The organism is Martinezella dioscoreae (genome assembly GCF_009176305.1).
Taxonomy (GTDB): domain Bacteria; phylum Pseudomonadota; class Alphaproteobacteria; order Rhizobiales; family Rhizobiaceae; genus Rhizobium; species Rhizobium dioscoreae.
The window spans coordinates 397548-423096 of record NZ_BLAJ01000001.1 but is presented as its reverse complement, the minus strand read 5'-3'; the positions used below and the strand labels follow the sequence as shown (position 1 = coordinate 423096).

The window sequence follows — 25549 nt, the reverse complement described above, 5'->3', positions numbered from 1 at the left end:
AATGACGGCACCCATGTCCATCGCTCAACGCGCAAACGAGATCCTTCCCGGCTTGGCCCTCACCTCGGCTGTAGCCCTTGTGGCCTATGCTGCGGATCATGTTGAAGTAGGCCTCCTCGGCGGACGGTGGATCGAAAGCCTGGTGCTTGCTATCGCCTTCGGCATCGCCGTCTGCACGATCAAGCCGCTGAAGCCGGCCATGAAGCCGGGCGTCGATTTCAGCGCCAAGTTCCTTCTGGAAATCGCCATCGTCCTTCTCGGCGCGTCCATCAGCCTTTCGGCGATCCGCGGCGCCGGCGTCTGGCTGATCGCCGGGATCGCCATTGTCGTCGTGCTGTCGATCGCCGCCACCTATCTCATCGGTCGGGCGCTCGGCCTGCCGCCGAAGCTCGCAACCTTGATCGCCTGCGGCAACTCGATCTGCGGCAATTCGGCGATCGTGGCCGTAGCGCCCGTGATCGAGGCCGACTCGCAGGAGATTGCCGCAGCGCTTGCCTTCACCGCCGTCCTCGGCATTGTCGCCGTGTTCCTGCTGCCGCTTTTCTATTTCCACTTCGGCATGAGCGTACCGCAATACGGGACACTTGCTGGACTGACGGTTTATGCCGTGCCGCAGGTCTTGGCGGCGACCGCGCCCGTCGGCCTGCTCGCTGTACAGACCGGCACGCTCGTCAAGCTCGTCCGTGTCCTGATGCTCGGCCCGGTTATCTTCCTGCTCGGCATCCTCACCAAGGCTGAAGCCTCAGGCAGCGATGAAAGCAGCGGCCATCACCATTCTCTGGTCCCCTGGTTCATCTGCGGCTTCCTGGGATTGATGACGCTACGCTCCTTCGGGCTGATCCCGGATATGCTGGTGACACCGATGGAAACTGTTTCGGGTATTCTGACCGTCATCGCCATGGCAGCGCTCGGCCTGTCGGTTAGCATCCGCTCCGTCGCCCATGCCGGCGGCCGGGTGATCGCGGCAGCGACACTATCGCTGTTGACGCTGGGCGCCATCAGCTATGGTCTGATCCTCGCCCTGCAGCTTCAGTAGCATGTGCGGCAACGCTGACTGAAGACCGCCCCGAGCTCGACGCCTCGGCCGATTTCAGCAATGCTGCAGTCTCGCTTTCGGAAGAAGGATAGCCGATAGCATAGCCCTGAAGTTCATCGCAGCCGACCTCGGCCAGAACGAGCGCGTGATCCTCGGTCTCGACCCCTTCGGCGACCACCTCGACATTCAATGTGCGTGCGATTTCGATGATAGAGCCGACAAGACGACGCTGCTCCTCGGACACCGTAACCGCAGTCACCAATTGCCGATCTATCTTCAGCCGCTTCGGTTTGAGTTTGACGAGGCCAATCAGCGAGGCATGACCGGAACCGAAATCGTCGATCTCGATATCGATTCCCATCTCCTTGATGCCGGCGATATTGGCAAGCACCGCCTCGTCGGGTTCATCCAGGAAAATGGTCTCCACCAGCTCGAAGGCGATGGCGTGGCGCGGTATTCTGAGCGCCCTCAATCCGTCGATCAGGTCGGGATCGGCAAGCCGGCGACCGGAGATATTGACAGCGATGCGCGGCGGTGAAAGACCCTGCGAAACCCAGGCTGCCCGATCCGCCAGTGCGCGCTTCAGCACGGCCGCATCGATCTCCGCGGTAAATCCATATTCATCGGCGACCTTGAGGAAGGCTACGGGGCTTAGCAATCCCCTTCCCGGATGCCGCCAGCGTGCCAGCGCCTCCAATCCGACGATGCGGCGGCTCTGCGCATCCACTTGAATCTGATAGAAGGGCTCGATCTGCCGCAGCACCGGCGCCAATCGCAACTCATCGGCCAGGCGGCGTTCTGCATGCAGATCGGACTGGAGCTGTGGCGTGAAGAACTCCACCCGGTTGCGGCCGAGTTTCTTGGCTTGAAAAAGGGCGACATCGGATTCTGCCAGAAGATTGCCTGCGCCACTCGTCTGACCCATCGCCACGCCGATGGACGCGCCGATCTTCAGCATCTCGTTGCCGAAACGCACTTCGCGGCGCAATCGCGATAGAATATCGCCGGCGATCGCCTGAAGCCTTTCGACACTGGCGATATTGACCAGCACGGCCACGAACTCGTCACCGCCGATGCGGGCAACAATGTCGTTGGCAGTTATCGCTCCGGAAATGCGGGCGGCGGCGCTTTGCAATGTGGCATCACCGGCCGCATGGCCCCATTTGTCGTTGATCTCCTTGAATCCATCGAGATCGATATGGAGGATTGCAAGAGTGCCGATAGACGCATCGTTGCGCAATTCGGCCAGACGCCGGTCGAAATACCGGCGGTTCGGAAGGCCCGTGAGATAATCGTGATCGGCGGCATGTTCTATTCGCGCCCGGCTGTGCTCCAATGCAACGGCACGCGCTTCGGCGATAGCTTTTTGACCGCTCAGCTCGCGATTGAGCAGGACGTCGGCGGTGACGTCCCATTCCGCGCCGATGAAAGAAGGCGCCCCTTCGGCATCCTCATAATAATGCGCGCGCGAGCGCAGATGACGCACCTCGCCTCCGGGCAGGATGATGCGGAACTGAGAATTATAGAAACCCTTCCTGGCCAGCGCGACATCGAAGTCGTGGACGGCCCCTTCGATATCCTCCGGATGCAGCGCGTTCATCCAGACGTCGGAGGAAACCCTATGCTCGTGAAGTCCGGTCCCGTAGAGCTTGTGCATCTGCGAGTCCCAGAGCAGTTCCTGCTCGTTGACATTATGCTGCCAGACACCGATTTGAGACGCCTCGAGCGCCAGCTCCAGCCTCCTTAAAAGGTCCTGGAACTCTTCTTCGCTTCGTCCTGATGTCGTCTCTGCCAAAGAGCACCACCCCGTTCGGAAACTGAAGAGACTAACTAACCGCAGCCAATTATAGTTGCACTACTCCCTTTCGCGAACTTTAATGGCTGCGCAAGCTACCCAAATTAACAGCAGCACTGCAATCCTTGCCAGCGGCCGGCGCCTGTCAATGGTTATGCCGCGGCGGATTGGCAGCGATGTCGCGAAAATCGGCGGCGCCATCCAGCACGGCTCCGTCGGAAAGCTGCGTGACCGAACGACGATAGATGCGCTGCCACGGCGTCGCATCCGGCGGTACCACCGGAATGCCATCGCCTTTACGACGCGCAATCTCCGCCTCGTCCACCAGCATGTCGCAGCGCCCCTGATTGAAATCGATGCGGATGATATCGCCGGTCCTGAGCCAGGCAAGCCCGCCACCGGCCGCACTTTCCGGCGAGGCATTCAAAATGGAGGGGCTGTCGGCCGTGCCAGATTGACGCCCGTCGCCGATCGTCGGCAAGCTCTTGATGCCCCTTTTTAGAAGATGATCTGGCGGCTGCATGTTGACAACTTCGGCCGATCCCGGCCAGCCGATCGGCCCGGCGCCGCGAATGACGAGAATGGTCTTTTCGTCGATGCCGAGAGCGGGATCGTTGATGCGCTTGTGATAATCCTCGGAGCCGTCGAAAACGACTGCCCTGCCCTCGAACACGCCTTCGTGGCCCGGCTCCTGCAAATAGCGGCTGCGGAACTCCTCTGAGACGACGCTCATCTTCATGATGGCGAAATCGAACAGATTGCCTTTGAGCACCAGGAAGCCGGCGCGCTCCTTCAGCGGCTCGCCGAAGGGACGGATGACCTCGCGATCCGTCGCCTCCCGGCCCTTCAAATTCTCCGCCATCGTCCTGCCTGTCACCGTCGGACAGCTACCATCCAGCTTGCCGGCCTGCAGCAGCTCCCACATGATGGCCGGAACACCGCCGGCGCGATGGAAGCGCTCGCCGAGATAGGCGCCCGCCGGCTGGACATTGGCGAGCAGCGGAATGTCGAAGCCGTGTACTTGCCAGTCGTCGGGGTAAAGCTCGACGCCGGCATGCTTGGCCATAGCGGCGAGATGCGGCTGCGCATTGGTCGAGCCGCCGATGGCGGAATTGACCCTTATGGCATTGAGGAAAGCCTCACGCGTCAGCACGTCCGAAGGCTTGATATCCTCCAGCACCAGCTCGACCGCCCGCCGGCCTGTGCGATAGGCCATCTGGCCGCGCTCGCGATAGGCGCCGGGAATGGCGGCACAGCCGGTCAGCGACATGCCAAGCGCTTCCGCCATGGCGTTCATGGTCGAGGCAGTCCCCATGGTGTTGCAATGGCCGATCGAGGGCGCCGAGGCGAGCGAGGCTTCCATGAATTCCTCCTCGTTGATCTCGCCTGCCGCCAGTTTGCGGCGCGAACGCCAGATCACCGTGCCGGAGCCGGCAAGTTCACCCTCATGCCAGCCATCGAGCATCGGACCGCCGGAGAGAACGATCGCCGGAATATTGACTGTCGAGGCCGCCATCAATGCCGATGGCGTGGTCTTGTCGCAGCCGGTCGTCAGCACGACGCCATCGAGCGGATAGCCATAGAGCACTTCGACAAGGCCGAGATAGGCGAGATTGCGGTCGAGCGCAGCCGTCGGCCGCTTGCAGTTCTCGAAGATCGGATGGGTCGGAAATTCGATCGGAATACCGCCGGCATCGCGAATCCCGTCGCGCACGCGCTTGGCAAGATCGAGGTGATGGCGGTTGCAGGGCGTCAGATCGCTGCCGCTCTGGGCAATGCCGATGATCGGCTTGCCGGACCGCAATTCCTCCGGCGTGATGCCGTAATTCATGAAGCGCTCGAGATAGAGCGCCGTCATATCGATACGATCCGGATTGTCGAACCAGTCCTGCGAACGCAGACGACGCTTGGATGCACCCTTATCGCTCATCTCTTCCTCAAGCCTTTCCTCGGGCATTCTTGTCTTCCAGATGCTGCAGCAGGCCGCTGTGATCCTGCTCGCCACCGCCGTTTTCGACGAATTCGGCAAACTCCGCTCGAACGGCTTCGGTCAGCGGCAGATGAAGCGACAGGTTCTGCGCCGCCGCCAGCACCGTATCGAGGTCCTTCAGCTGGTTGCGGGCGGTGCCGCCAGGCTCGAAGTTGCGCTCGATCATGCGCTGGCCATGCAGCTCCAGAATCCGGCTTTCGGCGAACCCACCGCGAATAGCGTCACGAAACGCCTCGCGCGAACCGCCGCCGGCCTCGACCAGTAGCATCGCTTCCGCGACGGCCCCGATGGTCACGGCAACGATCTGCTGATTGCCGAGTTTTGCGAGCTGGCCTGTCCCGCTCGGACCGACACGGGTTACGCGCCCGAGAGGCGCCATGATATCGCGCACGCTGTCGATGACGCCGGCATCGCCACCAGCCATGATCGCGAGCGTTCCGGCGGCCGCCCCGACCACGCCACCGGAGACCGGCGCATCGATGTGTCGGATACCGCGCTCGGCGAGTTTGAAGGCATGTTCGCGGGCAACGGCCGGCGATATCGAGCTGTTGTCGATAACGATCGCGCCAGCCTCCAGCACATCGGCCACGCCGCTGCCGAACAGGACTTCGCCGACAGCTCCGCCATTCGTCAGCATTGTGAAAAGCACCGCGGCGCCTCGCGCCGCCTCCACCGCCGTATCTGCGACGGTTGCACCGTCGGCAGCCAGAGGTTCCGCCTTGCTGCGATCGCGATTCCAGACGGTCACGGCAAACCCGGCCGCCAGCAGACGCCGCGCCATCGGCGCCCCCATCAATCCCGTGCCGAGAAAAGCGATCTTCCTGCCGCTCATAGACTATCCTCCGAATGCGGCGCACGAGCCCCGAGGCTATATGCTATCGCCCTTTGGGTTTTTGCGCCGACGGGCCGCTCCTCATGCCCGATGTACGTCAATCAAATCATCCAAGAGCTTGATAAACCTATGGTGCCAGCATGCAAAGAAAATCGGTGGCCCGACCGAAAATTCTTCGGCACTGAATTCGCAATAGGCCGGTAGATAAGAAAAGGCGGGACCTTAAGGTCCCGCCCCTGGCCTGTCGAGGACTGGAGGTCGGTTCGGCACGGCCCCTATTCGGCGGCGATCGGGAGTACCTCCGCCGAATGCTCGTTGTCATTGTGCGGATGCTGCTTCAGCGGACGGTTGCCCGTCAGTCGACGGGTCAGCACGTAGAACACGGGCGTCATGAAGATGCCGAAGAAGGTCACGCCGATCATGCCGGCAAACACCGCGACACCCATGGCAGCGCGCATTTCGGCACCGGCACCGGTCGAGGTGACCAGCGGCACGACACCCATGATGAAGGCCATGGAGGTCATCAGGATCGGGCGCAGGCGCAGGCGACTGGCTTCGATCGCGGCCTGGACCGGCGTGCGGCCCTCGAATTCCAGCTCGCGGGCGAATTCCACGATCAGGATGGCGTTCTTTGCCGACAGGCCGACCAGCACCACCAGGCCGATCTGGGTGAAGATATTGTTGTCTCCACCCGTGAGCCAGACGCCGGTCAGCGCCGCCAAGACGCCCATCGGCACGATCATGATGATGGCGAGCGGCAAGGTCAGGCTCTCATATTGGGCAGCCAATACGAGGAAGACCAGGAGCAGCGCCAGCGGGAAGACGACGACGCTGGAATTGCCCGCCAGGATCTGCTGGTAGGTCAAATCAGTCCATTCGAAGTCGATGCCGGGCGGCAGCGTCTCGTGCAGGATCTTCTCGATCGCCGCCTGTGCCTGGCCCGACGAGAAACCGGGCGCCGGACCACCATTGATGTCGGCTGCCAGGAAGCCGTTATAGCGGTTCGTGCGTTCCGGACCGGTCGTGGCATCCACCTTCAGCAGGGCTGAAAGCGGAATCATCTGACCCGATGCCGAACGAACCTTCAACTGGCCGATATCTTCCGGCTGTGCGCGGAACTTGGCATCGGCCTGCACACGGACGCTGTAGGTGCGGCCGAAGGCGTTGAAGTCGTTCACATAGAGCGAACCGAGATAAATCTGCAGTGCCTGGAAGACGTCGGTGACGGAGACCCCGAGCTGCTCGGCCTTGGCGCGGTCGAGATCAGCAAAGAGCTGCGGCACGTTGATCTGGAAGCTCGAGAAAATGCCGGTGAGTTCCGGTGTCTGGTAGGCTTTGGCGATCACTGCCTTGGCCGCCTGATCGAGCACCTGGTTGCCGAGGCCGGCGCGATCTTCGATCTGCAGCTTGAAGCCGCCTGTCGTACCGAGGCCGTTCACCGGCGGCGGCGGGAACATGGCGATGAAGGCATCCTGGATGGCGCCGAACTTGTGATTCAGTGCCATGGCGATCGCCCCGCCCGAAAGGTCCGGCGTCTTGCGCTCGTCGAAGTCCTTCAGCGTTACGAAAACGATGCCCGCATTCGAGGAATTGGTGAAGCCGTTGATCGACAGACCCGGGAAGGCGATCGCATTGGCAACGCCAGGCTGCTTCAACGCGATATCCGTCATGCGCTTAATCACGCTTTCCGTACGGTCAAGGCTTGCGGCATCCGGCAACTGTGCAAAGCCGATCAGATACTGCTTATCCTGCGACGGCACGAAACCGCCTGGAACCGTTGTAAACAGGCTATAGGTCGCGCCCACCAGCGCGAGATAGACCACCATGACGATGCTCTTGCGCGACACCAGGCGGCCGACGCCCTTGCCGTAATATTTCGAACCGGCTCCGAACGCCCGGTTGAAGCCGCGGAAGAACCAGCCGAAGACCGCGTCCATGATCCGCGTCAACCGATCCTTCGGCGCATGGTGGCCCTTCAGGAGCAGGGATGCCAGCGCAGGAGACAGGGTGAGCGAGTTGAAGGCCGAGATGACGGTCGAGATGGCGATCGTCAGCGCGAACTGGCGGTAGAACTGGCCGGAGAGGCCGGAGATGAAGGCGAGCGGCACGAAAACCGCGACGAGGACCAGCGCGATCGCGATGATCGGACCGGAGACTTCCTTCATGGCCTTGTAGGTGGCGTCTCGCGGATTGAGCCCGGCCTCGATATTGCGTTCGACGTTCTCCACCACCACGATCGCGTCGTCCACGACGATACCGATCGCCAGCACCAGGCCGAAGAGGCTGAGCGCGTTGATCGAGAAGCCGAAGACATACATCACGGCAAAGGTGCCGATGATCGACACCGGAACGGCGATCAGCGGGATGATCGAGGCGCGCCATGTCTGCAGGAACAGAATGACCACCAGGACAACGAGCGCGATGGCTTCGAGCAGCGTGTCGATAACCTTCTCGATCGAGGCGCGGACGAATTTCGTCGTGTCGTAGACGATCTCATACTTGACGCCCGCCGGCATGGCCTGCTGCAGCACGTCCATGGTCGAGCGCACGTTGTTCGCGATCTCGATCGCGTTCGAACCGGGCGCCTGGAGAACCGCGACGGCGACCGCCGGCTTGCCGTCGAGCAGCGAACGCAGCGTATAGTCTTCCGCACCCAGCTCGACGCGAGCGACGTCGCGAAGGCGGGTGATCTCGCCATTGGCGCCCGTCTTGACGATGATGTTGCCGAACTCCTCGGGCGTGCGCAGGCGGCCCTGGGCATTGACGTTGAGCTGCAGATCCACGCCCGGCCGGCTGGGTGAGGCACCGATGATGCCGGCCGCAGCCTGGACGTTCTGGGAGCTGATCGCATTGCTGATGTCGCCGGCGGCAAGATTATGCTCGGCCGCCTTCTGCGGATCGATCCACACGCGCATGGAATAATCGCCGGCGCCGAAGACCTGCACCTGCCCGACGCCCTCGATCCGGGCGAGCCGATCCTTGATGTTCAGGGTCGCATAATTTCGCAGATAGGTGATGTCGTGGTCGGCCCCGTCCGAGACGAGGTTGACGACCATGATGAAGTCGGGCGAGCTCTTGACGGTCGTGATGCCGAGAGCACGGACTTCCGTGGGTAGGCGCGGCTCGGCCTGCGAAACGCGATTCTGCACGAGCTGCTGCGCCTTGTCCGGATCGGTGCCGAGCTTGAAGGTGACGGTCACATTAAGAACGCCGTCCGATGTCGCTTGGCTGGACATGTAGAGCATGCCCTCGACGCCGTTGATCTGCTCTTCAAGCGGCGTCGCCACCGTTTCGGCGATGACGGTCGGGTTAGCACCGGGATAGGTGGCACGCACGACAATCGACGGGGGCACGACCTCTGGATATTCGGAGATCGGCAGCGCTCTGAGGCCGATCAGGCCGGCGACCACGATGAGGACCGAAAGAACACCGGCAAAGACCGGACGGTCGACAAAGAATCTGGAGATGTTCATATCAAAGCCCCCTCTGGGGTAAGAACGGATGCAAAATTCCCGTCCGACGATTTGAGAGCCGCCGGCGGATCATGTGATTTTGGAATGTCGGCCTTCTGCCCACGGGCAGAAGGCGAAGTCTTACTGAGCGGTCGCGACCTTCTCTGCCAACTGCGGCGCGACGACCGCACCGGGACGGATGCGCTGCAGCCCGTTGACGACGATCTTTTCGCCGGCTTTCAGGCCGTTCTCGATCACTCGCTGACCGTCGACCACCGATCCGAGCTGGACCTGCCGGTAATTGACCTTGTTCTCGCCATCCACGACGAAGACGAACTTCTTATCCTGGTCGGTGCCAACTGCACGGTCGTCGATGACGATCTTGTTCTCGGCCTTCGGTTGGCCCATGCGAACCCGCACGAACTGGCCGGGGATGAGACGGCCGCCCGGATTGTCGAAGACGGCTCGAACGCTGACGGTGCCGCTCGCCGCATCGACCTCGTTGTCGATCAACTGCAACTTGCCCTTGATCGGCGTGCCGTTGTCGCTTGCCGTACCGATCTGAACCGGGATCTGCTCGACTGGCGGAACGATGCCGCCGGTAGCCGGCAGTTCGGACAGCGCCTGGGTCACGGTCTGTTCGTTGGCACTGAAGCTCGCATAGATCGGGTCGACCGAAACGAGCGTCGTCAGTACTGAAGAGGACGCGCCGGCTGCAACGAGGTTGCCGACGGTGACGGCGATCTTGCCGACGCGGCCAGCGATCGGGGCGCGGACCTGCGTGTAGTCGAGATTGAGCTGCGCTGTCTGCAAGGTTGCTTGCGCGGCCTTCAGATTGGCTTCCGCCGCAGCATAGTTGCTGGCGCGCGTGTCCATATCGCTCTGCGAGATCGTCTTGTTGTCGAAGAGCTTCTGGCCACGGTCGACCTCGACTTTCGTCAGGTTGAGAGTGGCTTTCGCCGCGCCGACCTGCGCCTGAGCCTGGGCGACGGCCGCCTCATAAGGTGCGGGATCGATCGTGACAAGCAGGTCACCCTGCTTGACCAAGGCGCCCTCGCGGAAATGCACGGACTGGATCGCCCCAGCCACGCGCGGCCGGATCTCGACGCGGTCAATGGCTTCGAGCCGGCCGGAGAATTCCTGCCAGGATGTGACGTCGCGCGGCTCGACGGCAGCAACCGTAACGGGGATAGCCGGCGGTGCCGCCTGGCTCGCCGCCTCGGTTGCCTGAGCGCCGCGCGGCAGCTCCAGATAGAAGGCTGCGCCTGCAACAGCCGCAGCAACACCCATGCCGGCGCCCCACAGGGCCCAGCTCTTACCGTTGGACTTCATGTTAGTCTCTCCTTTGGCCCCGGCTTGGGACACGGGACCACAAATTCCTATCGTCTCAATAAAATCAGGGGCCGAAGCACCGCGCATCCGCGTGACCATCGCTCCGGTCTCATGCCTTCGACATCAGTCCAATCCGCGCTCATCCCTCGCGGACCGCATACCCTAGTCGATCAAGCCTGCACGTCTTCGACAAAACCCTTGAAACAACAGCAGATATCCTGCTGCCATGAAGGCTTGTCCTTCGACTGCCCGCCATAGAGAGTGGGCCAGCCTGTCCCGGCGGGAAGGACTTGCTGGCGAACACGGACGCCAGCCGCTTTCAGCCGACTGCCGTATTCCATGCTCTCGTCGCGGAGCGGGTCGTCCTCGGCCGTGAGCACCAATGCCGGCGCGAGGCCCGAAAGCCGCGAACAGTATCGAGGCGCTGCATAGGGGTGACAGACACCGCCCAGGAAACCCAGGTAACGGTTCCAACCCTCCGTCCAGCGCTCGCGCATGCCGCTTTCCTCCGCCTGGAGGAAAGATTTCGACCCCATGAAGGGATCAAGCAAAGGCGATATCAAAACCTGTCCGTCCAACGAACCCGGTATTTGATCGCGCGCCTTTAAAGCGACGCCCGCTGCAACATTGCCACCCGATTCCTCTCCGGCGACAAACAGCAGCGATTTTTTCGCTCCGCCCAGCGCAAGCATGTTCCGCTTGTTGCTGAGGTAGGCGAGAAGCCCGTAGGCGCATTCCAGCACCTTCGGAAAAGCATTCTGATTGCAGCTGGTATAATCCGCCGCAACCACGATGGCCCCAGCCTCAGCGAGGCTTGCCGCCACCGGCCTGTTGGTCGCGTGACAGGTATCAAGAAAAGCGCCGCCGTGCAGATAGAGCACAAGGGGTGCCGCCTTCTTCAAACCTTCACCGTTGTAGATCCGCGCTTCCACCGGCCCCGTTGGCACGTTTTCCAGCACAACATCTTTCCACGGCGCACTCATCGACCCAAATCCCTGTCTGCTCGAGCGAATATGTTCCAATCCAAAAAGCGGTTTACCACGCTTTGCGACCATATTCTCGAAATGCGGTCTTTGGCGCCCCCATGCCGCATTGCAACAACTTACGAAACAACATATTGTTATTCCGCTTCGAGAATAAGTAGCCTATATTCGATCAGACTATTCACCATTACAAACAATCGACCTCTTTTTCATCGGGTCGAGGGACATCATGGAATGGACCAGTTATCAGCAATGCGGGCATTCGCGCGTGTGGTGGAGACGGGCAATTTTACCCGCGCCGCAGCCGCCCTCTCCATGCCGAAAGCGACGGTGACGACGCTCATCCAGTCGCTGGAGGCGCATTTGCACGCGAAACTCCTCAACCGTACGACCCGACGCGTCATGGTGACGACGGATGGCGCACTCTATTACGAGCGGGCGATTCAGATCCTCTCCGAGATTGAGGAACTGGACGGCAGCATCAGCAATTCGCAGAGCCTGCCAAGCGGCCGCCTGCGCGTGGAAATGGCCGGCGCCTTCGCCGAAAAGATCGTCATGCCGGCGCTTTGCGATTTCCACCAGCGATATCCGGATATTCATATAGACCTCGGCGTCGGCGACCGATTGGTCGACTATCTGGCCGAGAATGTCGATTGCGCATTGCGAGCCGGCATGCCGAGCGACCAGTCGCTGATCGCCCGTCGTGTCGGCGAGATCCATCTCGTCACCTGCGCCGCTCCGCTTTACATCGAGAAGCACGGCATCCCGGAACGGCCGGAGGAGTTGGAAACCAGTCACTACGCGGTCAGCTATTTCCGTGCGCAAACCGGCCGCACGATTCCTTTCCTCTTCGAGCGCGGCAACGAGTCGTTGGAAATCACTCCGCGCTACATCCTCTCGGTCAATGACAGCCGCAGCTATTTGCAAGCAGCCATGACCGGTCTCGGCATCGCGCAGGTTCCAAGCTTCATGGCGCGGGACGCCCTTGCCAAGGGCGACCTCGTGCCGGTCCTCTCCGGCTGGACTCGGCCGACATTGCCCATGCACATCGTTTATCCGCCCAACCGGCATCTGAGCAACAAGGTGCGCGTTTTCGTCGACTGGCTGGCGAAATTGCTGGCAACCTCGCGGGTCGGCGAAGCTTGAGAGGCAGACCACCTTCTTCACTCTTTCGGAAGAAGGTGGCGCCGATTGCGAACAATCAGTTCCAGGAAGCACCAGCCTGCTGGCGGACCGTTGAGTTCAAGCGATTCCAGACGTTGTCGATCGCAATCGCGACGATGAGGGCAGAGAGCGCCTTTTCGTCGTAGTGTCTTGCGGCCTCGTTCCAGATTTCATCGGTGACGGCATCCGGCCGGTCGGCAAGTCGGGTGACCGCTTCTCCGAGCGCCAGAGCCGCGCGTTCGGCATCGGAAAAATAAGGCATTTCGCGCCACGCGGAGACACCGACGATGCGCTCCATGGTCTCGCCATCTTTCTGCAGCTTGCGAAAGCCCATGTCGGTGCAGACGCTGCAGCCATTGATCTGGCTGACCCGCAGATGCACGAGATCCATGATGTTTTCCGACAAGCCGCGATCTTTAATCGAATTGCTGACGGCCAAGAGCGCCTGCAAGGTTTCGGGCAGAACGAGGACTGGGTTCTTCATACGAGCTTGCATAATTCTTTCCTCTGATTGTGAGAGCCCTGTTGCGGCTCATCTTCCGACGATGCATTTTCCCGCCGATCCGATGTCACACCGGCGGGATTTCGTTCGTCATGGGTTTGACGGAGCAGAATGAGGAGATGTGACCGATGGACGAAAAAAAGTGGCAGGCCGAAAAATTCGAAGCGAACCGGCCGCATCTGCGCGCCGTCGCTTACCGCATGCTCGGCTCGCGCACGGAGGCCGAAGATGCAGTGCAGGAAGCATGGCTGCGCCTGATGAGGAGCGATAGGTCTGACGTCGAAAATCTGAGCGGCTGGCTGACAACAGTCACGGCGCGTATCTGCCTCGATCTGCTGCGAGCTCGCAAATCCCGCCGCGAGGAGCAGCTGACGATCCATGCTCCCGAGCCGATGGTGGCGCCTGAGGCAGGAAACGGCATCGACCCGGAACAGGATGCCTTGCTGGCAGACTCCGTCGGCCTCGCTCTTCTGGTCGTCTTGGAAAAACTGAACCCGGCCGAGCGGCTCGCCTTCGTCCTGCACGATATGTTCGACGTCCCTTTCGATGACATTGCCCCGATTCTGGGGCGCACGACGGTCGCGACACGCCAGCTTGCGAGCCGCGCCCGCCGCCGTGTGCAGAATACGCCATCAACAACGGAGGCTGACCTTACCCGCCAGCGCCACGTCGTCGATGCCTTCTTCACAGCCTCGCGTGACGGCGACCTGCAGGTGCTGCTCGCCGTCCTCGATCCCCAAGCCATCTTCAGGCCGGATGTGGTTGCCGCCCGCACGGGGGCGGCCGGCGAAATCCGCGGGCGCGTGGATGTCGCCAAGACCTTCCAGGGCCGTGCGCGGGGAGCGCGGCTGGCGGTCATCAACGGCGCGGTGGGTGCCATCGTTGTCATCGACGGACAGCTGCGCATCGCTCTTCGTTGCACCTTCAATGCAGATGGCATGATTACCGTCATCGACGCGATGGCCGATCCGGAAGAACTGCGCAAGCTGGAGATCGTTTTGATTGAAACCTGAAATTAGCGCATCTGTGTCGGGCTTGTGCCAGTCAGTCTGCGAAACATGGCGATGAAGGCCGACGCATTGCCGTAACCCAACTGCGCTGCAATCCGATACACGGGCTCACCGGCCTCGATCATCGACAGCGCGGCAACGAGCTTCAATCGCTGCCGCCACTCGTTGAAGGAAAGGCCTAGATCCACCTGGCACCGGCGCGACAGCGTACGCTCGGTCGTCCCCATCCGGCGCGCCCATTCCGTCAGGGAATGCCGGTCGCCGGGATCGGCCTGCAATGCGCTCAGGACTGGACCGAGCAGCGGATCGTCGGAAAGCGGCAGATAGCTCTCGCAGCGCGGCGCCAGGCGAATCTGATCGACCAGAACCTGTGCAAGCCTGAGATCTTCGGCCGTTTCCGGTATGGTGACCTCGCGGGCCGCGAAATCCGCCAGAGTCGCCTTCAACAGCGAGCTGATGCTGAGCGTGGAAGGTTTGTCCGGCAGGTCGGCGCAAAGGGCGCGTTCGATATAGACGGTCACATAGCGCAGATCGTGCTGGTTATAAGCACCGTGCATCGTATCCGGCGGCAGCCAGATGGCATAATGTGGCGGCGACAAATAGCGTCTGCCTTGAATATCGAAGTCGCAGACGCCGATAAGCGCATAATTGAGCTCGCCCCAGGGCTGGCTCTTTTTTGGAAAGACCGTACCCGCCCGATAGTTCTCGGTTCGGAAGGAAACCGGGTTCGGCGGATCGCCCTCGATGCGTGGAGGCCTGCTGGACATGTCCTCATTTCACTACCACTTGTCTTAATCTCGTTATATACCGGAATTCGGACAAGCGGTACAAGACCTTCGGGACGGCGAGCCCTATCCGCCTTCCTTTGTTTCGCCAGAAGCCAGAAGACGCAGAGACTATTCATATGAGCACCGAGCAGAATGCTTCCGCATCCATAATAAGCACCGCCGGGCTCGCGCCCCTGCTGACGGTGCTCATCTGGTCCGGCAATACCGTTGTCACCAAGGCATCCGCCGGCGTGATATCTCCAGGTTCCATCTCTTTCTACCGCTGGCTGCTCGCATTCATCGTCCTCCTGCCCTTCGTCGGCCGGGCGGCATGGCGCAACCGCGCGCTGATACGCGAGTACTGGCTAAAGCTTGCCGTTCTCGGCGCACTCGGCATGGTGATCTACCAGAGCCTTGCCTATGAGGCAGCTAAGACGACTTCCGCCGTCAACATGGGCGTCATTGTTGCTCTGATGCCGTTGCTGTCGACGTTTTTCGCAAGCCTGCTGGCCGCTGAAAAACTGACTGCGACAAGCCTTATGGGCGGCAGCATTTCATTGATCGGACTCGTCTATTTGACATCGCAGGGCGATCCGATGCGTCTTGCGAATGGCGGATTCCATATCGGCGATGGCCTGATGATCGTTGCCGTCCTTTCGAATGCGCTTTATGGCGTGATGCTGAGACGGTGGGCGATGCCGTTTCCGATGTGGCAGCAGCTTTTCTGGCAGATCGGCTTTTCAACCCTGTTGCTGATCCCGATCTTCCTGATGGGCGATATCTCGCCGATCACCACGGCCAACCTGCCGCTGATCCTCTATGCCGCGATCCCGACCTCTCTCCTCGCGCCCCTCTGCTGGATGATCGGCATTCAGAGGCTCGGAGCAGGCCGGACGTCGCTGCTGATCAATCTCCTGCCAATCGTCGTTGCAGTGCTGGCCTGGGCGCTGCTTGGAGAACAACTGTATTCCTATCACGCTATCGGCGGGGCACTCGCCCTCATCGGCGTTGGGCTCGGCTTACACAAGCCTCGGACGAAGAATGGCCCGGCCGATGACGAAGGCTGGGAGACCGAGGAAGCCTGACCGCCGCTCAGAGAACCCTTTCCTTCCGCCCACCCTTCGTTCTACCATGAACGAGTCCCGAAAGACGGAGAGGAAACAAGCGTGCGCATAGCCCTGGAACCGGTGTCCTCCAGAACGACGATCCAGGAGAGCGTCTATCAGCAGCTGCGAAACGCGCTGATGGCAGGCAATTTCGATCCCGGCCAGACGCTGACCATCGCCTCGCTCGCCGAAACCTTCGGCACCAGCAATATGCCGGTGCGCGAAGCCCTGCGCCGGCTGGCGGCCGAAAATGCGCTTGAGATTGCCGCCAATGGCTCGGCCCGCATCCCTATCGTCACGCTTGCCCGCCTGGACGATCTCTGCCGCGCCCGCATCGCCGTGGAAGGGCTCGCCGCCGAGCTCGGCATCCCGAACCTGACCCCTACAGATATCGCCGCACTGGAACGCATCGCCGGCGAGCAGCATGTGATCGGCCTCGGCGCCAACATCTACGACCTGATGGCCAAGAACCAGCAGTTCCACTTCACCATCTACCGCGCCTCTGGCTCCGAGGTACTGCTGCAGCTGATCGAGACCTTATGGCTGCGTTTCGGCCCCTATATGCGCATGCTCTCAGCCTCCGTCGAACCTTTGATGCGCAGCGGCGAGCTTGACCCTGCCGGCGAGCATGTTGCCATCGTCAAGGCGTTGAAGGCGGGAGACTTCGCCGCAGCTCGCGACGGCGTCGTCGCCGATATTAGACGCACCCACGAAATCCTGCAGGATTATTGCCCGACCACGCAGGACGAGCCGCGCAAAGGCTCCGGCCGCCGCTAAGCTTGCTAGAAGAGAATCAGAAATTTGGTTGAACCTTAAAGTATTTTGTGATCAAATGATCAAAATTGAGGTTCCAATCCCAACATCCAGAGCGAGATCCCATGAGCTCCGCCGCTTCCGCATCGCAATTCGCCGCTCACAACAGCTTCCCGGTCGACGAGGTTCGTGCCATGTTCCCCGCCATCCGGAAGGCGGGCGATTTCGTCTTTCTCGATAATGCGGGCGGCGCGCAGGTGCCGCAGTCTGTCGTCGATGCTGTTGCCAATCACCTCATCGATTTCAACGTCCAGCGCATGGCGAAATACCAGCACAGCCAGGGTGTCGACCGCAATCTGGAAGAAGCCCGCGAAAGCGTCGCCATGCTGGTCAATGCCTATCGCCCGGAAGAAATCTCCTTCGGCCAGAACGCCACCTCCTTCATCCGTCTTGTCAGCCTCGGCATTGCCAAGCTGCTCGGCGAACGCAACGAGATCGTCGTCACCGACATGGATCACGATGCCAACATCGCAACCTGGATGGCGCTGGAGGCCGATGGCGCCAAGATCGTCTGGTGGCGCATGCGCGAGGACGGCACACTGCATGTGGAAGATCTGAAGCCGCTGCTGAACGACAAGACCCGCCTCGTCGCCTGTACCGTCACCGCGCATTCCATCGGCACGATCGTCGATGTCGCAGCCGTCTGCAAACTGGCACAGGCAGCCGGCGCCGAAACCTTCCTCGATTGCGTCCATTACGGCCCGCATGGCCTGATCGACGTGCAGGCCTGGGGTTGCGACTATCTCGTCTGCTCCGGCTACAAGAATTTCTCGCCGCATATGGGCTTCCTCTGGGGCCGCTACGACGCGCTGGTCAAGCTTCCCACATTCAAGGAAGACTTCATTCCGGACGTCCCGCCCTATAAGATCGAGGTCGGCACCTTCACCTATGAGAACGTCGCTGGCATGAACGCGGCGGTCAAATATCTCGAAGCGCTCGGCCGTCGGTTCCTGCCTGATGGCAACCACAGCCGTCGCGAGGCGCTCGCCGCCGCCATGGGCGCAATCCGCCAATACGAACAGATGCTGTCGCGCGAGATGATTGCCGTGTTGAAGCGCCACGGTGCCACCATCTACGGCATCTCCGACGAGAACCGCCTGGAGCAACGCGTTCCCACGATCTGCTTCAACATGCCGGGCATCACGCCGCAGGAATTCGCAGACGAGATGGGCAAGCAGCGCATCGGCCTGCGTGACGGCCACATGTTCGCACCACGCCTGATGAAGCGCCTTGGCTTGTCCATGGAAACGGGTGCCATCCGCGTGTCGCTGGTGCATTATAACAAGGTCGAAGAGATCGCGCGGTTCGACGCGGTCCTGACCGAGATCATGGCGCGTCGCAAGTAAGCCGTGCCTCAGAGCGGTGGCGGCGCCCGAACAACTCCGCCACCGCAATGCTTCCGTGCCGCTGCTTGATGGCACGAAAAGCTGTTCTGAACGCAGAACAGATTGCCGTTTCGCAGTTGTATCTTTCGGTCTATCCCTCGTCGGGAGACCGCTAAAATGAGGATGACGATGAGCGATTTCCGCCGGAACTGTATCGAGCAGAAGCTGCTGATTGGTACGTTTGCGGCTATTCCGCATCCGGTCGCCATCGAAGTCACGGCAGCCTCCGGCATCGATTTCCTCTGCATCGACTGGGAGCATTCGCAGATCAGCCGCGAACGCATCGAGGATCTGATCCGCGCCGCCGATGTCCATCGCGTTCCCGCCATGGTCCGCGTGCCCGGCCATACGGCTGAGGATATCGCAACCGTCCTGGATGCCGGCGCTGCAGGCGTTCTCGTGCCGCGCGTTTCAACGGCGGAACAGGCGCGCGCCGCCGTCAAGGCCACCCGCTATCCCCCGCTCGGTGCCCGTGGCGTCGGCCCGGGTCGTGCAGCCGCCTATGGCTACCGCATTCCGGACTATCTCGCGAAAGCCAATGAAGAACTGCTGCTTGCGATCCAGGTCGAGACGGCCGAGGGGCTTGCCAATATAGCCGAGATCGTCGCCGTTGACGGCGTCGACCTCATCTTCATCGGCCCCGGCGATCTCTCCGTTTCGATCGACGCCATGGGACCAACCGGCAAGGACAGGCTCGATGCGGCGATCAGAACCATCACCGAAACCACTTTGGCCGCCGGCCGCGCAGTCGGCATCTTCCGCCCCTCGCCCGATGATATCGGCGCATGGTTCGAAGCCGGTATCAGCTTCTTCATTCTCGCGAGCGACACGATGTTTCTCGGCGCCAGTCTGGCCGCCGCTGTCGATGCCGCGAAACAGGTCAAGCATATGAAGGAGACGAAAGAAAGATGATCTCTTTCAGAGTGTTACCACTTCGAGGGGCAATAGAAAATCGAGCAAGATGCCAGACTTTTTAAGCTTAAAATTTGTCCTTGAAATACGACGGCTTTTGGATAACCATTCGAAATTGAGGGGTTGCTCAAGTGAAAGCTGCCGCAGCCGTTTGAACCCTCCAATACAGAATTCCCAGGGGAAATTTCTTGTCTCTACCGCAGCATAACCTGCCGAACGCGATGACGGGCCGCGATGCTCTTGAAGGCATTCGCGCCCAGATCCGCGACATGCGCACCGACAATATCGCCGTGCTCGCCAAGCGCGCCCGCGAACTCGGCGGCGTCATTCCGCTCTGGTTCGGCGAAGGCGATATCGTGACGCCGGAGTTCATCCGCGATGCTGCGAAGAAAGCGCTCGACGACGGCGCAACTTTCTACGTTCCGAATATGCGCGGGTTGGCGACGCTGAACGAAGCCTTATCCGACTATCAGACGCATTGGCACGGCCGCCCCATCCCGATCGAACGCACGACGGTCGCCCCCGGCGGCATGCAGGCGCTCTACATGGCGCTTGAACTGCTCGTCGATGTCGGCACCAATGTCGTCTATGTCGCGCCGCAATGGCCGAACATCCATAACGCCATCCATCTGATCGGCGGCGAGCCCCGCGCTGTGTCACTCGATTTCGATACCGATTGGCGCCTCGATCTCGACAAGCTTTTTGCCCGTTGCGATGCCCGCACCCGCGCCATCTTCCTGTCGACGCCCTCCAACCCCACGGGCTGGACAGCGTCGCGCGAGGAAATGCAGGCACTGCTGGATTTCAGCCGCCGCACCGGCATCTGGATCATTTCCGATGAGGTCTATGCCCGCCTCTATTTCGATGGCGACATTGCCCCTTCGATCCTGCAAGTGGCCGAGGATGGCGATCGCGTCATCGCGATCAACAGCTTCTCGAAAGCCTGGGCGATGACCGGCTGGCGCGTCGGCTGGCTGACACACCCATCTGCCGTTGCCGACCAGCTTGGCGCCATGACGCAGTATATCAACAGCGGCACCTCGGCCATGGTTCAGGCCGGTGCCGCCGCCGCCCTTCGTGAAGGCGAGCCGCTGGTTTCAGAAATCCGCGGGCGCATCAAGACGGGCCTCGATCTAGCCTATGAGAAGCTGCCGAAAATACCCGGCATTATCCTGCCGGAAAAGCCGCGCGGCGGCATGTATGCCTTCTTCGCACTGCAGGGCGAGCCCGACGCAACGGCGCTGTGCGAGCGCATTCTTGAAACGGCCCGCGTCGGCCTGGCGCCTGGATATCACTTTGGCGAGGCATCACGCGCGTTCCTGCGCATGTGCACATTCCGCGACACCGAACAGATGCGCATCGCGCTCGATCGCATGGTCAACGCCATGACATGATACGGCCGCCGGTCGGGCGGACGGAATACCCCGCGGGTGAGAGGAAAAGCCCGCAGCCATAACCAGAGGGAGACCAAGAAAATGCCCATTACTCGTCGCAGTCTGCTGGTCCTCGCGACCGCCGTCGGCCTGGCCGGCGGAAGCCACTTCGCCTATGCCGCCGATGTGCTGAACGTCGGCTCCTATCCCAACAACCCGCCCTTCGAATACAAGACCGCGAATGGCAGCTTCGAAGGCTTCGAGGTCGACATCGTCAACGAAGCGGCCAAGCGCGCCGGCATGACCACTAATATCGCCGACTACGGCTTTCAGGCCCTGTTTGCGGCAACCAGTTCCAAGCGCATCGACGTGGCGATCTCGTCCATCACGATTACGCCGGAACGCCTGAAGTCGCAGTCCTTCACCCAGCCCTATTACGACTCCGATATGGGCGTCGCCGCCAAGGATGGCAGCGCGATCAAGGCGCTTGCCGATCTCAAGGGCAAAACTATCGGCGTACTTTCGGGTTCCACGGGTGAAAAATGGGCCAACGACAACAAGGCCGCGCAGGGTTTTGCCGACGTCAAGGGCTACAACTCGCAGCAGGACATGTTCCTTGATCTCGGCGCAGGCCGCATCGACGCCGTCGTCAGCGACATCCCGGGCATGCAGTATCTCTTCGTCAAGACCAAGGGCTTCGCCATCAAGGATCGCATCAAGACCGGCGAACAATACGGCCTGATGATGACCAAGGATTCGCCACTCGTCGCCAAGATCAACGATGCGATCACCGCGATGAAGAAGGACGGCACGCTGGATAAGATCCACGAGAAGTGGTTCGGCAGCAAAGCGCCTGCGGGCTCCTCCACCGTGACCGAACTGCCGATCCCCAAAGCGTGATCAAAAGATCATTATTGAAATGAGACTGCGCCGGTCGCGACGACCGGCGTGGATGCAGGAAACCTCGTCTTCGTTTCGCACGCGGGAGTGCCAATGTCTTTCGTCGATACCTTCTTCAATTCCGACGTCATGATCTCGGCCTTCCCGCAGCTGCTACGCGGGCTTTGGATGACCATCGCCCTCGGCGTGGTCAGCATCCTGATCGGCGTCACCGGCGGCCTCGTCGTCAGCCTGGTGCGCCTCTATGCCCCCAAGCCGCTGCAGCTCCTGATGATCGCCTATATCGACATCATGCGCGCCATGCCGATGCTGGTCGTGCTGATCCTGATCTATTACGCGCTACCCTTCGTCGGCATCAGCTTTTCCGCATGGTGGTCGGCGATCCTCGGCTTCTCGATCGTGCTGGCCGCCTACTCGGCCGAAGTCTTCCGCTCAGGAATCGAAAGCGTGCCGCGCGGCCAGTTCGAGGCGGCCGCCGCTCTCGGCATTCCCTTCCTGATCACGCTCTACAAGGTCGTGCTGCCGCAAGCGGTCCGCATCGTCATCCCACCGACGACGAGCAATTGCGTATCGATGTTCAAGGATACGTCGCTTGCTTCGACCGTGGCTTTGCCGGAACTGCTGAAAGAAGGGCAGAACGCCCAAGGCTTCTACGCCAACCCATCGCCGCTGATCATGGCCGCGCTGATCTACATCATCCTGCTCTGGCCGATGGTCCGCCTCGTCAGCGTGCTTGAAAAGAAGTTCAAGAGCGAACGTGCCAGATAAGGGCCAGCATCAATCGAAATCGACACCTGAAAGATGATTGCTGACGGATGATTTCACCGCACCGATATCCTGCCACAGCTCGCTAACGATTGCGGGCTCCACATCTGCCATCATGTCGCGCAGCCAGCCTTCATGAGCGGCAGCCATGGCGCTGAATTGGGTCTCGCCCTTCGCCGTGAGCTTGGCGACCGTCACGCGCCGGTCGCCATCGGGCGTCACGCGCTGCACGAGGCCATCCGCTTCCAGCCGTTCGACCAGTCCGGTGACATTGCCGTTGGTGACCATGGTGCGCTTCGAAAGCTCCCCGAGCCGCAGACCCTCCCGCTCGCGATAAAGCTGCGCCATCAGGTCGAATTGCGGCAAGGTCGCGCCGAACTCGTTGCGCAGCCGGCGACGAATTTCCTGCGAGATCAGCTTCGTCGTCGAAAGCATGCGCAGCCAGAGCCGCAGCTCCAGTTTTTTGCCTTCCTGCGCTCCCTGAACAATGATCTCCAGGTCAACGGTTGCACTCTCGGACTCTGTCATGACGTCGCCTCGGCCTATCATTCCGCATCATCAATCTAAGCGATCTAGGGGACGATATTTGAAATGTCAAAGGTTTGGCCGTCAAGTCGCATAACTGTCACTTTGCCAGCATTTTCCCCAGCATGAAGCCGGAGCCGGCGCCGGTTCCGGCGCCCGGCCATGTCGAAGCCCCGCACATGTAAAGCGATGCCACGGGCGTCCTGTATCGCGAATAGCCGGCAACGGGGCGGAACAGGAAATTCTGGTCGAGATGATGACTGCCCGAGAGATTGTCGCCGCCGACGAGGTTCGGGTTCTCGCGTTCGAGATCGACGGGCGAAAAGACTGAACGGCCAAGTATCTTGCCATGCAAGCCTGGGGCATAGCGCTCGATGATATCGAGGACACGCTCGGCATAGGCATCCTTGATCTCGTCCCAGCTTGTGCCGGTGATCTCGCCGGCGGCATCGCCGCGGAATTCCGCCGGCAGGACACGCACCTGTATCCAGAGCACATGCTGTCCGGCCGGCGCGCGCGACGGGTCGATGGCCGTCGGCTGCCCGATCACGAGCGCAGGCTCCGCCGGCAGAAGCCCGCCCATCGCCTCGGCATAGACGCGCGACATCATTTCGAGATCCGGCGCGATATGCACATAGGCGAAATTCTGCAGCGCCTGGCCTGCCGTCCAATGCGGAAGGCCAGACAGCGCCAGATGGATCATCATCGTGCCGGGTCCGGCCCGGAAGCGGGACACCTTGCCGTCGAACTCCCGGCGTGACGGGTCCTGGTCCAGAAGCTTACCGAACAGGATCTGCGGATGGACATTGGCGATAACGGCCCGCTTCGCCTCGTACCGGCGCCCGTCGGCGAGAACAACACCGGTTGCCCTGCCGCCCGACGTGACGATCTTGTCGACGCGCGTACCCAGCATCAGCTCACCGCCCTTGCTCGTCAGCACGGCCGCCATTGCCTTGATGATCGTATCGGCTCCGCCCTTGCCGATCACCATGCCGAAGGCCTGATTGGCCATGGATTCGAGATAGGGAAACAGCGCACCGCCGGCGACATCGGGCGCAAAGTCGAGATGCAGCCCCCAGGCGGCCATCATCGTCTTGAGCTTGGTATTCTGGAAACGGGCATCGAGAAAATCGCGCGGCGAGGCAAAGAGCATACGCGCGGTGTCATAAATCCAGCCCATTCCCTTTTCGCGCCAAGCCTTCCAGACAACCCTGGCGGCGGCCAGGGATGGCATGGGCGAGCCGAGCAGGCCGAAAATATGCGGGGCATCCGCACCGAACGTAGAGAGCATATTGCGCCAGGCTGCAGCATCCTGCGGTGAGATATCGGCGATGGCGCCAGCGGTCTTTTCCAGATCGGTGCTGACGCCGAGATAGGTGTTGTCGCGAAACACGCTAGCGAAACAATCCGCTGCAGGTATGAAGTCCAGCCCTTCGGCCGAAAGCTCGTTCTTATATTGCGCAAAGAAGGCCGAGCCGGCAAACATGGAGAGATTCATGGCACAAAGATCATGCCGGAAGCCGGGCAGCGTCACCTCACGAGTCTTGACGGCACCGCCAGGCTCTGCATTTCCCTCGATGACGGCAACCTTCCAGCCCTTGGCGGCCAAATGCACCGCCGCCGCCAGGCCATTGTGGCCGGCCCCGACTATGATCGCATCGTAGCTCATCATCTGCCCCTTTTTGGTTTGTGATTATTATTATCACATGCATACATTTTGAGTTTTAAGCTTCAAGTATCTGTTGGCGCGAGTCACAAGAGGCAAAAGCAACCAATGATGGTGTTTTGCCGAATTACCTAGAAGAATTCCGTTTTACTTCAGCAGTTTACAAACTCATGACGGCCGCTGATCTCAGGCCAAAATTGGCTCCGCGAACCCCAGCGGAATGCTTGCAATATCATATATTGTGACATAGGCTCCCCTTATTCCGCCGCCGCGCGGAGCCGGTGCCAGGAGGAAAGGCACCCCACGCCTGGCGATACCAACTTCATGCCTGATCCTGAACAAAAGACCCACAAAAAGGCTCTTTGCATGGATCATGCAACAACAAGGGGAACGCAAAATATGACAGCCACCACACTCGCCAGCCTCGCCTCGGCCCTTCTTTCGGGCTCCGTCAAGGTCGTCGATCTCACCGCGCCGCTCGGTCCGGATACTCCGGTGCTCTACCTGCCGCCACAGTTCGGCAAGAACACGCCGAACGTCAAGGTCCATACGATCTCGGAATACAATCAGGACGGCCCCTTCTGGGCCTGGAACTGGCTGGAGCTCGGCGAGCATACCGGCACGCATTTCGACGCGCCCTGTCACTGGATCACCGGCAAGGACCATCCGAACAACACGACGGACACCATTCCGCCGCAGAATTTTGTGGCGCCGGTCAACGTCATCGACCGCTCCAAGGAAGCCGCCGCCAACCCCGATTATTTGCTGACGGTCGACAGCATCAAGGAATGGGAAGCCCAGAACGGCGCGATCGAAGCCGGCAGCTGGGTACTGCTGCGTACCGACTGGTACAAGCGTAACGGCTCGACCGAGACCTTCCTGAATGCCGATGAAAACGGCCCGCATTCCCCCGGCCCGACGGCCGAAGCGATCGAATATCTGCTCACCAAGGGCATTATCGGTTGGGGCCAGGAGACCATCGGCACCGATGCCGGTTCCGCCGGCGGCATGAACCCGCCTTTCCCGGCGCACAACCTCATGCACAAGGCCAATCGCTATGGCCTCGCCAGCCTCTCGAACCTCGACCAGCTTCCGGCCAAGGGCGCTGTTCTCATCGCTGCGCCGTTGAAGTTCGTCAAGGGCACCGGCTCGCCGGTTCGCGCACTGGCATTGATTGCATGATAGGCTGGAGAGGCAGGAGCCTGGGGCAGGCTCCTCCTTTCTGTTCATCTTGCCAGTGA

At 60.9% G+C, this 25549-nt stretch carries 21 protein-coding genes; 11 read left to right on the top strand and 10 right to left on the bottom strand.

Features of this window, described 5'->3' with window-relative positions; translation table 11 throughout:
* Positions 1 to 13 precede the first annotated feature (13 nt).
* Positions 14 to 1036: a YeiH family protein gene (locus GDN47_RS02015; protein ID WP_145632112.1), complete on the top strand. Its 1023-nt coding sequence runs from the start codon at positions 14 to 16 to the stop codon at positions 1034 to 1036.
* Here GDN47_RS02015 and GDN47_RS02010 read toward each other — a convergent pair.
* From GDN47_RS02010 to GDN47_RS01985, 6 genes are all read right to left on the bottom strand, one after another.
* On the bottom strand, positions 999 to 2831 hold the full coding sequence (locus GDN47_RS02010; RefSeq protein ID WP_145632110.1) for a bifunctional diguanylate cyclase/phosphodiesterase: 1833 nt from the start codon (positions 2829 to 2831) through the stop codon (positions 999 to 1001). The genes GDN47_RS02015 and GDN47_RS02010 overlap by 38 nt on opposite strands.
* Before the next feature lie 145 nt (positions 2832 to 2976).
* Positions 2977 to 4761, bottom strand: a complete 1785-nt coding sequence (locus GDN47_RS02005) for an IlvD/Edd family dehydratase (protein WP_152092843.1) — start codon at positions 4759 to 4761, stop codon at positions 2977 to 2979.
* Positions 4762 to 4768: 7 nt separating this feature from the next.
* Positions 4769 to 5653: an NAD(P)-dependent oxidoreductase gene (locus GDN47_RS02000; RefSeq protein ID WP_145632108.1), complete on the bottom strand. Its 885-nt coding sequence runs from the start codon at positions 5651 to 5653 to the stop codon at positions 4769 to 4771.
* A gap of 275 nt (positions 5654 to 5928) precedes the next feature.
* Positions 5929 to 9126, bottom strand: a complete 3198-nt coding sequence (locus GDN47_RS01995; protein ID WP_113330282.1) for an efflux RND transporter permease subunit — start codon at positions 9124 to 9126, stop codon at positions 5929 to 5931.
* A gap of 120 nt (positions 9127 to 9246) precedes the next feature.
* Positions 9247 to 10437: an efflux RND transporter periplasmic adaptor subunit gene (locus tag GDN47_RS01990; protein ID WP_113330283.1), complete on the bottom strand. Its 1191-nt coding sequence runs from the start codon at positions 10435 to 10437 to the stop codon at positions 9247 to 9249.
* Between the two features lie 170 nt (positions 10438 to 10607).
* The gene (locus GDN47_RS01985; RefSeq protein WP_069611753.1) at positions 10608 to 11420 is read right to left on the bottom strand and encodes an alpha/beta hydrolase fold domain-containing protein; all 813 of its coding nucleotides are present in this window, start codon (positions 11418 to 11420) and stop codon (positions 10608 to 10610) included.
* 234 nt (positions 11421 to 11654) lie between these two features.
* Here GDN47_RS01985 and GDN47_RS01980 point away from each other — a divergent pair, with 234 nt between their 5' ends.
* Positions 11655 to 12566, top strand: a complete 912-nt coding sequence (locus GDN47_RS01980; RefSeq protein WP_095435644.1) for a LysR family transcriptional regulator — start codon at positions 11655 to 11657, stop codon at positions 12564 to 12566.
* Between the two features lie 55 nt (positions 12567 to 12621).
* Here the strand turns inward: GDN47_RS01980 and GDN47_RS01975 are convergent, their stop codons facing one another.
* Positions 12622 to 13080 carry a carboxymuconolactone decarboxylase family protein gene (locus GDN47_RS01975; RefSeq protein ID WP_113330284.1) on the bottom strand — a complete coding sequence of 153 codons (459 nt, stop codon included), beginning with the start codon at positions 13078 to 13080 and terminating at the stop codon, positions 12622 to 12624.
* A gap of 134 nt (positions 13081 to 13214) precedes the next feature.
* Here GDN47_RS01975 and GDN47_RS01970 point away from each other — a divergent pair, with 134 nt between their 5' ends.
* Positions 13215 to 14099 carry a sigma-70 family RNA polymerase sigma factor gene (locus GDN47_RS01970; RefSeq protein WP_152092581.1) on the top strand — a complete coding sequence of 295 codons (885 nt, stop codon included), beginning with the start codon at positions 13215 to 13217 and terminating at the stop codon, positions 14097 to 14099.
* A gap of 2 nt (positions 14100 to 14101) precedes the next feature.
* On the opposite strand, the gene GDN47_RS01965 is transcribed toward GDN47_RS01970, so the two are convergent.
* Positions 14102 to 14863, bottom strand: a complete 762-nt coding sequence (locus GDN47_RS01965) for an AraC family transcriptional regulator (protein ID WP_152092580.1) — start codon at positions 14861 to 14863, stop codon at positions 14102 to 14104.
* 137 nt (positions 14864 to 15000) lie between these two features.
* On the opposite strand from GDN47_RS01965, the gene GDN47_RS01960 reads away from it, so the two are divergent.
* From GDN47_RS01960 to GDN47_RS01930, 7 genes are all read left to right on the top strand, one after another.
* Positions 15001 to 15948: a DMT family transporter gene (locus GDN47_RS01960; protein ID WP_145632102.1), complete on the top strand. Its 948-nt coding sequence runs from the start codon at positions 15001 to 15003 to the stop codon at positions 15946 to 15948.
* An 81-nt stretch (positions 15949 to 16029) separates the two neighbouring features.
* Positions 16030 to 16746: a GntR family transcriptional regulator gene (locus GDN47_RS01955; protein ID WP_145632100.1), complete on the top strand. Its 717-nt coding sequence runs from the start codon at positions 16030 to 16032 to the stop codon at positions 16744 to 16746.
* Between the two features lie 101 nt (positions 16747 to 16847).
* Positions 16848 to 18128, top strand: coding sequence for a cysteine desulfurase-like protein (locus GDN47_RS01950; RefSeq protein WP_145632097.1), 1281 nt, complete (start codon positions 16848 to 16850; stop codon positions 18126 to 18128).
* Between the two features lie 168 nt (positions 18129 to 18296).
* Positions 18297 to 19079, top strand: coding sequence for an HpcH/HpaI aldolase family protein (locus GDN47_RS01945; protein ID WP_152092842.1), 783 nt, complete (start codon positions 18297 to 18299; stop codon positions 19077 to 19079).
* 188 nt (positions 19080 to 19267) lie between these two features.
* Positions 19268 to 20473: a pyridoxal phosphate-dependent aminotransferase gene (locus tag GDN47_RS01940; RefSeq protein ID WP_233788677.1), complete on the top strand. Its 1206-nt coding sequence runs from the start codon at positions 19268 to 19270 to the stop codon at positions 20471 to 20473.
* 81 nt (positions 20474 to 20554) lie between these two features.
* On the top strand, positions 20555 to 21352 hold the full coding sequence (locus tag GDN47_RS01935) for an ABC transporter substrate-binding protein (RefSeq protein ID WP_145632095.1): 798 nt from the start codon (positions 20555 to 20557) through the stop codon (positions 21350 to 21352).
* 93 nt (positions 21353 to 21445) lie between these two features.
* A complete protein-coding gene (locus GDN47_RS01930) occupies positions 21446 to 22120 on the top strand; it encodes an amino acid ABC transporter permease (RefSeq protein ID WP_113330292.1) in 675 nt (224 codons plus the stop codon).
* A 9-nt stretch (positions 22121 to 22129) separates the two neighbouring features.
* Here GDN47_RS01930 and GDN47_RS01925 read toward each other — a convergent pair whose 3' ends face one another.
* Together GDN47_RS01925 and GDN47_RS01920 are read right to left on the bottom strand one after the other, a co-directional pair.
* Entirely contained in the window at positions 22130 to 22645 is a 516-nt protein-coding gene (locus GDN47_RS01925; protein ID WP_145632093.1) for a MarR family winged helix-turn-helix transcriptional regulator, read from the bottom strand.
* Positions 22646 to 22742: 97 nt separating this feature from the next.
* Positions 22743 to 24314, bottom strand: a complete 1572-nt coding sequence (locus GDN47_RS01920) for a phytoene desaturase family protein (protein ID WP_113330293.1) — start codon at positions 24312 to 24314, stop codon at positions 22743 to 22745.
* A 393-nt stretch (positions 24315 to 24707) separates the two neighbouring features.
* Here GDN47_RS01920 and GDN47_RS01915 point away from each other — a divergent pair, with 393 nt between their 5' ends.
* The gene (locus GDN47_RS01915; RefSeq protein ID WP_113330294.1) at positions 24708 to 25490 is read left to right on the top strand and encodes a cyclase family protein; all 783 of its coding nucleotides are present in this window, start codon (positions 24708 to 24710) and stop codon (positions 25488 to 25490) included.
* Positions 25491 to 25549: the final 59 nt, after the last annotated feature.

Bases quoted from the DNA above. Each gene is read 5' to 3' on its own strand.
- GDN47_RS02015 (WP_145632112.1), top strand. From the start codon at position 14: ATGTCCATCGCTCAACGCGCAAACGAGATCCTTCCCGGCTTGGCCCTC.
- GDN47_RS02005 (WP_152092843.1), bottom strand. From the start codon at position 4,761: ATGAGCGATAAGGGTGCATCCAAGCGTCGTCTGCGTTCGCAGGACTGG.
- GDN47_RS02000 (WP_145632108.1), bottom strand. From the start codon at position 5,653: ATGAGCGGCAGGAAGATCGCTTTTCTCGGCACGGGATTGATGGGGGCG.
- GDN47_RS01995 (WP_113330282.1), bottom strand. From the start codon at position 9,126: ATGAACATCTCCAGATTCTTTGTCGACCGTCCGGTCTTTGCCGGTGTT.
- GDN47_RS01990 (WP_113330283.1), bottom strand. From the start codon at position 10,437: ATGAAGTCCAACGGTAAGAGCTGGGCCCTGTGGGGCGCCGGCATGGGT.
- GDN47_RS01985 (WP_069611753.1), bottom strand. From the start codon at position 11,420: ATGAGTGCGCCGTGGAAAGATGTTGTGCTGGAAAACGTGCCAACGGGG.
- GDN47_RS01980 (WP_095435644.1), top strand. From the start codon at position 11,655: ATGGACCAGTTATCAGCAATGCGGGCATTCGCGCGTGTGGTGGAGACG.
- GDN47_RS01975 (WP_113330284.1), bottom strand. From the start codon at position 13,080: ATGCAAGCTCGTATGAAGAACCCAGTCCTCGTTCTGCCCGAAACCTTG.
- GDN47_RS01970 (WP_152092581.1), top strand. From the start codon at position 13,215: ATGGACGAAAAAAAGTGGCAGGCCGAAAAATTCGAAGCGAACCGGCCG.
- GDN47_RS01965 (WP_152092580.1), bottom strand. From the start codon at position 14,863: ATGTCCAGCAGGCCTCCACGCATCGAGGGCGATCCGCCGAACCCGGTT.
- GDN47_RS01960 (WP_145632102.1), top strand. From the start codon at position 15,001: ATGAGCACCGAGCAGAATGCTTCCGCATCCATAATAAGCACCGCCGGG.
- GDN47_RS01950 (WP_145632097.1), top strand. From the start codon at position 16,848: ATGAGCTCCGCCGCTTCCGCATCGCAATTCGCCGCTCACAACAGCTTC.
- GDN47_RS01945 (WP_152092842.1), top strand. From the start codon at position 18,297: ATGAGCGATTTCCGCCGGAACTGTATCGAGCAGAAGCTGCTGATTGGT.
- GDN47_RS01935 (WP_145632095.1), top strand. From the start codon at position 20,555: ATGCCCATTACTCGTCGCAGTCTGCTGGTCCTCGCGACCGCCGTCGGC.
- GDN47_RS01930 (WP_113330292.1), top strand. From the start codon at position 21,446: ATGTCTTTCGTCGATACCTTCTTCAATTCCGACGTCATGATCTCGGCC.
- GDN47_RS01925 (WP_145632093.1), bottom strand. From the start codon at position 22,645: ATGACAGAGTCCGAGAGTGCAACCGTTGACCTGGAGATCATTGTTCAG.
- GDN47_RS01920 (WP_113330293.1), bottom strand. From the start codon at position 24,314: ATGATGAGCTACGATGCGATCATAGTCGGGGCCGGCCACAATGGCCTG.
- GDN47_RS01915 (WP_113330294.1), top strand. From the start codon at position 24,708: ATGACAGCCACCACACTCGCCAGCCTCGCCTCGGCCCTTCTTTCGGGC.